The organism is Pseudomonas hormoni, assembly GCF_018502625.1.
Taxonomy (GTDB): Bacteria; Pseudomonadota; Gammaproteobacteria; order Pseudomonadales; family Pseudomonadaceae; genus Aquipseudomonas; species Aquipseudomonas hormoni.
The window spans coordinates 5,625,982-5,636,901 of sequence record NZ_CP075566.1; the positions used below are offsets into that span (position 1 = coordinate 5,625,982).

Below are 10,920 nucleotides of genomic sequence, written 5' to 3' on the forward strand. Positions count from 1 at the left end.
AATATTTATGTACCGCCCAAACAGGCCGGCGTCTGGATACGGTTTGTCCGATACGAGGCAGCAGTCATTGCCGCCTCTTCAACATCGGATGAAGACCATGACTGAATCAACCGCTGTCGTTAAACCTGACGACGCCCCGCCCTTGCTGAAACAGAGCCGACTGGTAGGCCTGACCAGTGAAGGCCCTTCCCTGCATCAGGCCGCCTCACTGTTGTTGCAACGGGAACTGCTCGAACGCTACCCCAAGCTGAAGATCGATCCCGAAAGAGCGATGATCACCACTCCTCTTCACAATGAGGATGACACCTTCCACTTCGAATCTCTGACACACGCGCTTATTGGCCAAGGCTTCGGAAAACCTGCGGCGGCCTACCTTGATGGTGAAACGTTCCTGACCTCGACCCCACGTGTCGACAATCCGGTGCACCTGGCCATCGACATGGATGACGTGAATGCGCTACTCAACGAGCTCGCGCCCTTTCTCTTTGTTGCCTTCCAGCAGTGCCAGCTCGATTTCTGGAATGAAACCCCAGGCACGCAGCCTCGCTGGCAAGCGCTGGCCGATTCATTCAAGGCCGCCGTGGACGTGGAAAGTGCCAACGGTTGGGATGCCGATGAATGCACGCTGGGGCGGCTTGTCGCGACGGGACCGGACAGGCAACTGCGCACGGTGACGGATACCGATTTCAACAACGTTCGGGCGTGTCTGCTCGACATTGATCGGGTCGATGGAGCACAGACCCACCATCAGGTCACCGCTGGCGCGGTCGTCCTGACAGCCACCCACAAGGACCGTGAGCTGATCGTGATGTACACGATTGCCTCAGGTTATGAGTCTTTCTCGTCCATGACACAGCTGGGCGAGTCGCTGCCGGAACGTCTGGGCGAGGACTGGAACAAAGACCTGACGTGGCGCCTGATCGAGCCTGAAGGGAGCATTTTCGAGGCGGTTGTCTGGGCGCTGGTGGCCAGTCAGCTCGATGCTATCGCGACGCTTGATCCCGCCAGCAAACCTGCTGCCGAATCCGGTTCAGGCCAACAACGAAGCACGCTCGGCGTACAGGAACGCCAACGATTCGCTCAGCTGGACAAGGCCATTCCCGCTTGGCTGCAGACCGGTTCCGTCAGCGATCTGCAACACTACAGCCGCTACATCGACGCACTCGGGAGGTTACGCGACGGCGCGGAAAACGACGTTTTCAAAGACGACGATCTTCTGCTGATCAAGCCGTACGCCCAGGAGCAAATGCGCAAGGCGATCGTCGCCGACAACCAGTCAGGCGTCGCCCTGTTGCCGCTCGACGCCCTGCGGATCACCGGGACCAACAGCTTCGAGTCGGGCGGCTTCACACTGCCCAATCCCCTTGACCAGACGGTGGAGACCCTGGCCGAGTTTGCCCTGCAAAACAGTCCGCCCTATGAGGCGTCGCTCGCCTTCGGCGATAAGCGCGAAGTACCCGACTGGCTGACCGTCGATTACCTGACCGCGATGGCACAGCAGGTGAATATTGGCGACAGCTACCCGAAATTGCTCAAACAGACACTGATTGATGATCCGGTCAAAGCCGCACATCACAAAACCCGCTACACCCGCGAATTGCCGTTGCTGCTGCCGCTCCTGGCGCTGGAATGCAAACTTCGCCGGCGCGGCAATATCGATGAGCACGGGTACCGCTATGTGCGCCAGTTGATGGACGCGATCGCCAACAAAAAACCTGCTGCCGAACATCCCGTCAACATCCGTCCGCTGGCGTTCATTCCGCGAAACCGGTTGAGCAAAAAAGCCGACACGGTCACCAACATGTTCATTATCGGCCCGCGCGATTCCGATCAGGGACCGTGCCTGCTTTACCGACCGGCGCTGGACACGCCGTTGCAGCAATTTGCGTCCCTGCAAAACCTGATGTACGCGCTGTACCAGCCGGGCGAGCTGAGGGATTCGGTTCTGGCGTGGCTGGATAACGAAGCCCTTGGTTTCGAATACGCCCAGTATGTTTTTCCGACCGGGATCCCTTCACCCTGGACCCTCTCCCAATTGGCCTTTGAGCCGATTATCCACCTTGACCTGGCCGGCCCGATCGACCTTGCCAACACGCCACTGAGCGGCGATATCCTCGCGACGCTTTACGAGGCCAACATCCGCGCGCTGACTGAACTCGCCGAGCGCCAGTCCGTTTCGAACAGCGAGCGGCGCTGGGCGCTGCTGGCGGACAGTGGATGGGCGCTGTTCAGCGTTGCTTCCAACTTCTTCAGCGGTGCAGCGGGGGCTGCGGTTTGGGTCTGGCAAAGCATCGGCGAAATCCAGCAAGCCATCGACGCCCATGAAAAGGGCGACAAGCTCGTTGAATGGAAATCAACCGGAGACGTGCTGCTGGTGCTGGGTATCCTCCTGGCGCAACACGTGGCAGCCCGACGTAATCATTCAAGTCTGCCGGTGTTCGAGAAACCGGAATCCCTGGCAGAAGAGGAAGCCACACCGACCGAGCCGATCAAGCCATCCGTGCGTTTCAATTCCGAACCCCTGACAGGAGACATCCCGCTCGGCCATCTCTCATCCCTTGCGCCGGGCACACTGATTCCCTCGGATGCAGGCACTCGGTTCACTGCCTTGATCGACAGCTTCGAAATGCCCACCCCCGATTTGACCAAACACTCGGTTTCACCCGTCAGCCATCTTTACGAAGTCGAGGGCAAAACCTGTGCGCAAGTCGGCGCGCGCTGGTTTCAGGTGGTCGCCGTCGAAGGAGAGCCGACTTACATCGTCGACCCGGTGGATCCTGCGCGTACAGGGCTGGCAGTGAAGTACGACGAGGCTTCAGGCAAGTGGCATTGGGATCTGAAGCTGCGCTTGCGTGGCGGTGGCCCGACCGGTCGCATCGCAGCGTTGCGCCGGGCCAAAGAGCAAAACAAAGACCAGGCCTGGGTGGCGCTGCAGCGTTTCCTGGCAGGAGAAAAACAACTGCAAAGCGAGGTCACCAGCGCACTCCGCGCCTTACCGACGGTACCCGACGAGACGGAGTTCGCCGACAAGGCGCCCCTCTATCTGGACAAGGCCAAGGCATTGGGCAATGGCTACACCGAGGCACTCGAACAACTTCAGGCATGGCATCAGGCCGGTGGTGGCGGCGTGTTCTATCAGTCCCAGTTGATGCGCATGACGGTGGAGCAGCACCGATGCCTTACTTCCTGGCTGCGGGTGAACATGCGGACTTACGTGCAAACGGTGCAAAAACTGATGCCTGGTGATGCCACCGATGCGCCCTTGTCTCGCAGCGCACAGATGGATCTCGCCACCAAAGGCAAGGCGCTGAGCGACGACATGGTCACGGTCCTGCAGACCTTGCACCGTTCTCTGGACGCCCTGAGCCATGCCAGAGGAATGCCGGGGAAAATCGCCAGGGACCTTGAACATTTGCTTCCGCGCTCTGGCCGGCTTGATCTGTTGGCCAATGAAATCGGCATGTCTTCTGAGCTGTGCTTGCGTGAACGACCCGAAGCCGAAATGGGCGCCGCTCGCGTTGCGATCAGTACGCTCACCAGCATCGCAGCAAACGCCAGCCATGATTTGATCCCCCTGACCAAGGGGACCGTCAGCAGCGAGGACAAGGCCGGACGCATCGATGAACTCACTCGCTTGAACGATCTTTACACCCATGTCGATCAGCTCATTCTGGAGCTTCCTGCGACCTATCCTGACCAGTTCGATCAATCCAGGCTGGATCATCTACGTGAGCTGGTGGGTGAGTTCCACGCTTTGGCGCGCGATCGCCTGGTCGCGGAGTTGCCGGAATCCGAGGAACCGCCCACGTCGCACCTTCCGCAACCGGGTACCGCCACCGCACAACCGACGGTAAAAATCAGCAAAACCCGTCCAAGGCAACCGTCCGGTCAGAAGGACCAGCCCGTTCAAGAACCCGATTCGGTTGAGGAAATCCCGTTCATAAAACTGTCTTCACCGCGTTCGACCGCACCTCGAGCGCCGCTCGGGGACATCGACGTCATCGCGACAGCGATCGAGCTGAACCTGAAGATCGACGACTTCAACAAGAGCACCGCCGCCGACGCCATTCGCCCCGGCCGCATTCCTGCCGACATTCGGGACATGTTTGATCAGCAAGCCGCGAAGCTGGCAAGGGCCGCCGATGATGTGGACATCGCCATAGCTACCGAGCGTGCGAAAGGCGAGGAACCACCTCCCGTCGGCACCCTCGGCAAGGAACTGCGCGAAGGCGCCGCCCGCACGCGCGCACTCGGGGTTGCCGCATACGCGGGGATGCTCAGAAAGCGCAAACCCAGAGAAGCCTATTTGCAGTGGCTGGCCAAAAACGATCAGGTTGAGATTGAAAAGGACCCGCGCGGCCGCATCCGCACCAAAGGCCGCAAGGACTACTTTCAGGAATACAGAATTCTCGACAAGGCCAACAAGAATAATGCGCTATGGGTGGCGCATTTCCATTACGACAACCTTAAAACCCCGGATGACCAATGCAATGTCGCCCACCTTAAATTCGCCGATGCGTACCTGCTGACACTGGATGCCAAGACCCGCCAGACAATGGAGACCTTCGACGCCGTCGACAATGTGCTGCGCAGACTCGTCGATCCAGCTGCCCGGGATCTGTTCCTCAAACCTCAGGTTCCCGAGCAACCTGTGCCAGTGTGATTTTCAGTTTGGCGCTTACACCTTCCAGACCTGTCGCAAACGTGCCAGGGCCGACTTGATCGCCGGCTCTGGCACCGCGGCAAAACCCAGCACCAGACCGGCCCGCTGGTCTTCGGGGGTTGTCGAGTCCGGCAGCCAGTAACTGCTCAAGCCGTTGATTTCCACATCGACACTTTGCGCTTGCTCGATCAGTTGCCGTTCACGGGCCACACTGTTCACGGCCACCGTCAGGTGCAGCCCGGCGGAAACGGCGGGCAGGCTGCCGACACCGACAATCTCCGGCGGCCAGCCCTCCATCAGCGCGTTGCGCCGGCTCAGGGCGGCCCTGCGCATGCGACGGATATGCCGCTGGAAATGCCCGGCAGCCATGAACTCAGCCATCACCGCCTGGGTGCTGACTTCGGAGTGCCGGACATCGACCGCGCGACGCTGGGAGAACGCGTTCACCAGCGCCGGCGGCAATACCAGATACCCAAGACGCAACGCCGGAAAAGCGACTTTGCCAAAGGTCCCGACGTACAACACCCGCCCTTGTCGGTCGAGCGCCGCCAGCGGTGCCAGTGGCGCGCCGCTGTAACGGTATTCGCCATCGTAGTCATCCTCGACGATCCAGCCCTGTGTGCGTTCAGCCCAGGCCAACAACTCAAGGCGTCGCGCCAGGCTCATCACCACCCCGGTCGGGTATTGATGCGAGGGCGTGACATACGCCAGACGACAATTGCCGAGCGCAGCCAGTTCGGCACAGTCGATGCCCTCGCCGTCGACCGCCACGCCATGCAATCGCGCACCGGCCACCGCGAACGCATGACCCGCCGCGCGGTACCCCGGATTCTCAATCGCCACACCGTCCCCCGGCTCCACCAGCAGCTGTGCACAAAGGCTAATCCCTTGCTGTGCGCCACTGGTGATCACAATTTGCTCAGCCGTGCATTGCATGCCCCGGGAACTGCGCAAATAAGCGGCAATCATTCCGCGCAAACGCGCATCGCCTGCCGGGTCGCCGTAACACAGCTGCTGTAAATCCGGTTTCCGCCAGAAAGCCGCATTCAGCTTGGCCCAGACCTCGAAGGGAAATAGATCGAACGCTGGAACGCCCACCCGAAAGGCACGAGGCGGGCCACTCGGCGGCGTGGCCAAATGGTTCTTTTCAACCCGCCCCAACGCTCCGCTGTGGATAACTTTACTGGATGGAACCACAGGTAAATCGAGCCAATTTGTGGATAAGGCTGTGGGTAACCCTGTTGACAACCCTGTGGATACTTTTGTGGATAGTTTTTTTTCCGGGAGCGCGGTTTGCGGCAATTGCGCGACATAGGTCCCGTCGCCCACACGCCCTTCGATAAACCCTTCGGCATAGAGCTGATCGTAAGCCCGCACCACGCTGTTGCGGGAAATCGCCAGTGCGGCCGCAAGATCGCGGCTGGCCGGCAATCGCGTGCCACTGGCCAATCGACCATCGAGCACACGCAAGCGCAAAGCCTGGTAGAGCTGACGACTCAAGCCCTGACGGCGATCAAGTTCGATACCCGCAGGGTTGAACGACAAGGAAAGCGGCGCATCCGTCATGACAATGGACCTATGAAATTCGTCATTAATGGCTCTTACAACAGACCAATAGCCTGCCTAGGATGAGGGCATTCGCCAAGGAGTTTTTCCATGTACAACCCCAGCGGCTTTGCCATCAAAGATTTGGACGAACTGCAGCAGCAGATACTCGGCACACGCCTCGCCGTCGTGGTTACCCACGGCGAGCAAGGCCTGCAAGCCAGTCATCTGCCGCTGTTGTTCCGCCCGGAACAAGGTCCGAATGGCACCCTCTACGGCCACTTCGCCCGAGCCAATCCGCAGTGGAAAGAACTGCAGAGTGGCGCCGAAGCCCTGGTGATCTTTGCCGGTGCCGACGCCTACGTCAGCCCGGGTTTTTATCCGAGCAAAGCCGAACACGGCAAAGTGGTGCCAACCTGGAACTACGTCGCCGTCCACGCTTACGGTACGGCTGAAGTATTCACCGACGCCGATCGCCTGCTCAACCTGGTCAGCGCATTGACCGATCGTCACGAAGCCGGTCGCGCCCAACCATGGAAAGTTGCCGATGCACCGGCCGACTACATCGACGGCATGCTCAAGGCCATCGTCGGGTTTGCCTTGCCGATCCAGCGTCTGGAAGGCAAACGAAAACTCAGCCAGAACCGCAGCGCCGCAGACATCGCCGGCGTGCGCGAGGGGCTCGCCGCCAGCCCCGATGCGCATGATCAAGCCCTCGCCCATTTGATGCGTTAAGGAACGAACATGAGTCAGATTGAAATCCGCCAGGTCACCGCCGACGATCACGCCGCCTGGCTGCCGTTGTGGCAAGCCTACCTGCGCTTCTACAACACTGAATTACCCGAAGCCGTGACTGACAGCACCTGGCAGCGCATGCTCGACCCCACCGAACTGACTCATTCGGCCTTGGCGTGGGTCGATGGCAAAGCGGTCGGGATGGTGAACTTCATCTACCATCGTTCCAACTGGAGCATCGAAAACTCCTGCTACCTGCAAGACTTGCTGGTGACGCCCGAAACCCGCGGCACCGGCGTTGGTCGCAAACTCATCGAGTTCGTCTACACCACCGCCAAGGCCGACGGATGCTGCAAGGTCCACTGGCTGACCCACGAAACCAACGCCACCGCGATCCAGCTCTACGAGCGCATCGCCGAACGTCCTGGTTACATCCAGTTTCGCAAAGCCATTTAAGGTCAAGGAGAACAGCATGTCGACTTCACTCGCGGACTGGAAAGGCGTCCCGGCACCGTCCGTTCAAACCCTCGAAGGGCGCTTCATCCGCCTGGAAAAACTCGACCCGGCGCGTCACGCCGACGGTTTGTGGAAAGCCCTGCAGGGCCCCGGCTCCGATCCGAAGCTTTGGGATTACTTGCCTTACGGTCCATTCCCGGAGCGCAGCGCATTCAACGACTGGCTGAACAACCACGCGGCCAACAGCGACCCGTATTTCTTCAGCGTGATCGACCGGGCCAGCGGCGACGTGCAAGGCATCCTCAGTCTGATGTCGATCGTTCCGTCTCAGGGCCGCATCGAGATCGGCCACGTGACCTTCGGCGCGCCGATGCAGCGTTCGCCGAAAAGTACCGAAGCGGTTTATCTGCTGGCCAAGGAGTCGTTTGCACTGGGTTATCGACGCCTGGAGTGGAAGTGCAATAACGGCAATGCACGCTCCAAGTACGCGGCGGAGCGCTTGGGGTTCAGTTTTGAAGGGGTGTTCCGCCAGCACATGGTGGTCAAGGGGCAGAACCGGGATACGGCCTGGTATTCGATTCTGGATTCGGAATGGTCGGCGATTGGCGCGGGTTTTGAGCGCTGGTTGAGCGATGAGAATCAGGCGGGATCGGGGCAGGTGAAAACGTTGGCGGAGTGTCGCGGGTAAATTAGCGGCGCCCTTTCGGACGCCATCGCGGGCAAGCCCACACACATTGGATCGGGCTGATCACAAATATTGTGGCCGACCCAAAAACCCTGTGGGAGCGAGCCTGCTCGCGATTGGCTTCACCCCAATTTCTGCGCCAGCACCGCAATATGCTCCGGCCCAATCCCGCAGCACCCCCCCAAATGGTTCGCTCCGCGCTTCTGCCAATCAGCCGCCCAATGCAGATAACCCGGCGGATCAAGGTCTTCGCGCAACGGGCACAGACCGTCATTGGCCGTCGCCTCCTTCGGTTGCGGCGGGAAGGCATTGGCGTATGCGCCGATGTGAATCTTCACCCGCAAACGCTCGAAGGTTTCCCGCGCCGCATCAATTGCCGCACCGATCACTTCCGGCTGACTGCAGTTGAACAGCAACGTCTCGACGCCCAGCTCGGCAGCTACCGCCGCAGCTTCAGCCACAGGCTCACCGGAGCGTAAACGCGGCACTTCGTCCGTGTCTTCATCCTTCAAGGTGAACGACAGCCAGAACGGCTTGCCGTCCTTCGGCAGACCGGCTTGAATCGCTCGCGCCTCAACGATCGAGCTTTGGGTTTCCGCCAGCCACAGGTCGACAAAAGGCGCCAAGCCATCGACCAGCGGCGCCAGCAACTCCTCCACCCTAGCCGCGTCGAACAAATCCGGACGATAAGAGCCGAACAACGGCGGCAGTGAACCCGCCACACGAACCGGTTTGCCTGCAGCCTCCACTGCACGCCGGGCCAACTCCCCGGCCAACGCTGCGAGGGCCTGGCCTTCGGCAGCAAAGCGCTCCTCGCCAATGTGAAAAGGCACCACCGCATAGCTGTTGCTGGTGATCACATTTGCACCGCTTTCGATATAAGCCGCGTGCACCGCTTCCACAGCCTGCGGCGCTTCGATCAAGGCCAGCGCCGACCATTCGGGCTGCCTGAACGGCGCGCCCCGGCGCTGCAACTCACGACCCATGCCGCCATCCAGAATCACTGTGCTTCCTGCGCCCATATGCTTTTCACTCATATGCTTATGAAAATAACTCACTACCGGAGTCGTTCTTATAACTATTTAATACGCACCATCCGGTTAATAACAACCATTTTTTATCAGGGACCGAACTGTGAAATTTCAACCGCTATTGGCCTTGGGCCTGACGATTCTGGCTGCCTCCACCCAGGCTTTTGCTGGCGTCACGCTGGACCGCATCGAGCAAAAGAAAGAACTGGTCGGCGTGTTGATGGAAAGCTATCCACCCTTCTCGTTCCTCAATGACCAGAACCAGCTCGACGGTTTCGATGTTGATGTGGCTAAAGCCGTGGCGGACAAACTCGGCGTCAAACTGCGCCTGGAAACCCCGTCCTGGGATGTGATCGCCGCCGGCCACTGGAGCGGACGCTACGACATTTGCATTTGCTCCATGACCCCGAGCAAGGCCCGCGCCGAAGTCTTCGACTTCCCGGTCGAGTACTACGCCTCACCAGCGGTGATCGTCGTCAACGCCAAGGACGACAGCATCCACAGCGCCAAGGACCTGAGCGGCAAGAAAGTCGGCCTTACCAGTGCTTCCAGCTACGAAAGCTACCTGAACAAAAACCTGGTGATCGAAGGCGCCGAAGACACGCAGTTGCAGTACCCGTTTGAAAACGTGCAGATCGCCCCGTACGACACCGACAACGTGGCGTTTCAGGACCTGGGACTGGGCGCAGGCGTGCGACTGGATGCAGTCCTCACCAACCTCGTCACCGCTCAGCCGCGCCTGACCGAAGACAAACGCTTCAAGCTCGCCGGCGAACCGCTGTACTCGGAACCGAACTCGGTGGCCATTGAAAAAGGCGATGCCCAATGGGACGCCAAGGTGCGTGACGTCTTCGCGCAATTGAAACAGGACGGCACCCTGACCCGGCTTTCGCAAAAATGGATCGGCGCCGACATCAGCCAATGACCTCTTTCCCAAACCCTCCCCAGCCGCCACAACCGGTGGCTGAATCGCGGCTGCAACGGATCTTCGGTTTTCGCACGCGGCTGTACCTGACCTGGGCGGCGATGCTCGGTTTGTTCGCCAGTTTCTTCCTGAGCTTCGACCTGAAGTTCTCGATCATCCTCGACAAACTGCCCAATCTGATCGGCCTGCACCTGGCGCCAAACGGCTTTTTGCAAGGCGCGGCACTGACGCTGTTTTTGTGCCTGTGCTCCATCGTCGCGTCGTCGCTGCTGGGTTTCATCACCGCCATCGCGCGGCTGTCGAAAAGCGCCGTGGCCTTCGGGATTGCGAGTTTCTACGCCTCGTTCTTTCGCGGCACACCGCTGCTGATCCAGATCCTGCTGATCTACCTTGGCCTGCCGCAACTCGGCATCGTGCCCGGCGCCGTCGCCGCCGGCATCATCGCACTGTCGCTGAACTACGGCGCGTACCTGAGCGAAATATTCCGCGCCGGCATCCTCGGCGTCCCCCACGGCCAACGCGAAGCCTCGCTGGCTCTCGGCATGCGCGAAACCGTGATCTTCTGGCGCGTCACCCTGCCGCAAGCCATGCGCACCATCATCCCGCCGACCACCAATCAATTCATCTCGATGCTCAAAGACTCGTCACTGATCTCGGTGATGGGGGTGTGGGAAGTGATGTTCCTGGCGCAGTCGTATGGGCGGTCGAGCTATCGCTATATCGAAATGCTGACGACGGCGGCGGTGATTTACTGGGTGATGTCGATTGGGTTGGAGCTGATTCAAGCGCGGATGGAACGGCATTATGGGAAGGCGTATTTGAGCCGGAGTTAGAGGAGATGTTGCAACGCGTGGACTATCCACCCTTTGTAGGCGCCGGC

At 59.9% G+C, this 10,920-nt stretch carries 8 protein-coding genes; 6 read left to right on the forward strand and 2 right to left on the reverse strand.

All coding sequences use genetic code 11. The features are described from left to right. Positions 1–7: 7 nt before the first annotated feature. Positions 8–4,663, forward strand: coding sequence for a dermonecrotic toxin domain-containing protein (locus tag KJF94_RS26205; RefSeq protein WP_250548196.1), 4,656 nt, complete (start codon positions 8–10; stop codon positions 4,661–4,663). Between the two features lie 15 nt (positions 4,664–4,678). Here KJF94_RS26205 and pdxR read toward each other — a convergent pair whose 3' ends face one another. Beyond that, complete coding sequence (gene pdxR / locus KJF94_RS26210) at positions 4,679–6,229, reverse strand: MocR-like pyridoxine biosynthesis transcription factor PdxR (RefSeq protein ID WP_214379924.1); 1,551 nt, start codon at positions 6,227–6,229, stop codon at positions 4,679–4,681. Between the two features lie 90 nt (positions 6,230–6,319). On the opposite strand from pdxR, the gene KJF94_RS26215 reads away from it, so the two are divergent. The 3 genes from KJF94_RS26215 to KJF94_RS26225 are packed head-to-tail and all read left to right on the forward strand — an operon-like array spanning position 6,320 to position 8,087. Continuing rightward, positions 6,320–6,943: an FMN-binding negative transcriptional regulator gene (locus tag KJF94_RS26215; protein WP_214379926.1), complete on the forward strand. Its 624-nt coding sequence runs from the start codon at positions 6,320–6,322 to the stop codon at positions 6,941–6,943. Between the two features lie 9 nt (positions 6,944–6,952). Further along, complete coding sequence (locus tag KJF94_RS26220; RefSeq protein WP_214379927.1) at positions 6,953–7,399, forward strand: GNAT family N-acetyltransferase; 447 nt, start codon at positions 6,953–6,955, stop codon at positions 7,397–7,399. A 16-nt stretch (positions 7,400–7,415) separates the two neighbouring features. Beyond that, positions 7,416–8,087: a GNAT family N-acetyltransferase gene (locus KJF94_RS26225; RefSeq protein WP_214379929.1), complete on the forward strand. Its 672-nt coding sequence runs from the start codon at positions 7,416–7,418 to the stop codon at positions 8,085–8,087. 119 nt (positions 8,088–8,206) lie between these two features. Here the strand turns inward: KJF94_RS26225 and KJF94_RS26230 are convergent, their stop codons facing one another. Beyond that, a complete protein-coding gene (locus KJF94_RS26230) occupies positions 8,207–9,106 on the reverse strand; it encodes a homocysteine S-methyltransferase family protein (protein WP_214379931.1) in 900 nt (299 codons plus the stop codon). Between the two features lie 112 nt (positions 9,107–9,218). On the opposite strand from KJF94_RS26230, the gene KJF94_RS26235 reads away from it, so the two are divergent. After that, complete coding sequence (locus tag KJF94_RS26235; RefSeq protein ID WP_214379933.1) at positions 9,219–10,040, forward strand: ABC transporter substrate-binding protein; 822 nt, start codon at positions 9,219–9,221, stop codon at positions 10,038–10,040. Next, complete coding sequence (locus KJF94_RS26240; protein WP_214379935.1) at positions 10,037–10,873, forward strand: amino acid ABC transporter permease; 837 nt, start codon at positions 10,037–10,039, stop codon at positions 10,871–10,873. Before KJF94_RS26235 ends, KJF94_RS26240 begins: the two co-directional genes overlap by 4 nt. Positions 10,874–10,920 lie beyond the last annotated feature (47 nt).

What these genes read in the sequence shown, in the direction of transcription:
- KJF94_RS26205 (WP_250548196.1), top strand. Translation starts at nt 8, where the DNA reads ATGTACCGCCCAAACAGGCCGGCGTCTGGATACGGTTTGTCCGATACG.
- pdxR (WP_214379924.1), bottom strand. Translation starts at nt 6,229, where the DNA reads ATGACGGATGCGCCGCTTTCCTTGTCGTTCAACCCTGCGGGTATCGAA.
- KJF94_RS26215 (WP_214379926.1), top strand. Translation starts at nt 6,320, where the DNA reads ATGTACAACCCCAGCGGCTTTGCCATCAAAGATTTGGACGAACTGCAG.
- KJF94_RS26220 (WP_214379927.1), top strand. Translation starts at nt 6,953, where the DNA reads ATGAGTCAGATTGAAATCCGCCAGGTCACCGCCGACGATCACGCCGCC.
- KJF94_RS26225 (WP_214379929.1), top strand. Translation starts at nt 7,416, where the DNA reads ATGTCGACTTCACTCGCGGACTGGAAAGGCGTCCCGGCACCGTCCGTT.
- KJF94_RS26230 (WP_214379931.1), bottom strand. Translation starts at nt 9,106, where the DNA reads ATGGGCGCAGGAAGCACAGTGATTCTGGATGGCGGCATGGGTCGTGAG.
- KJF94_RS26240 (WP_214379935.1), top strand. Translation starts at nt 10,037, where the DNA reads ATGACCTCTTTCCCAAACCCTCCCCAGCCGCCACAACCGGTGGCTGAA.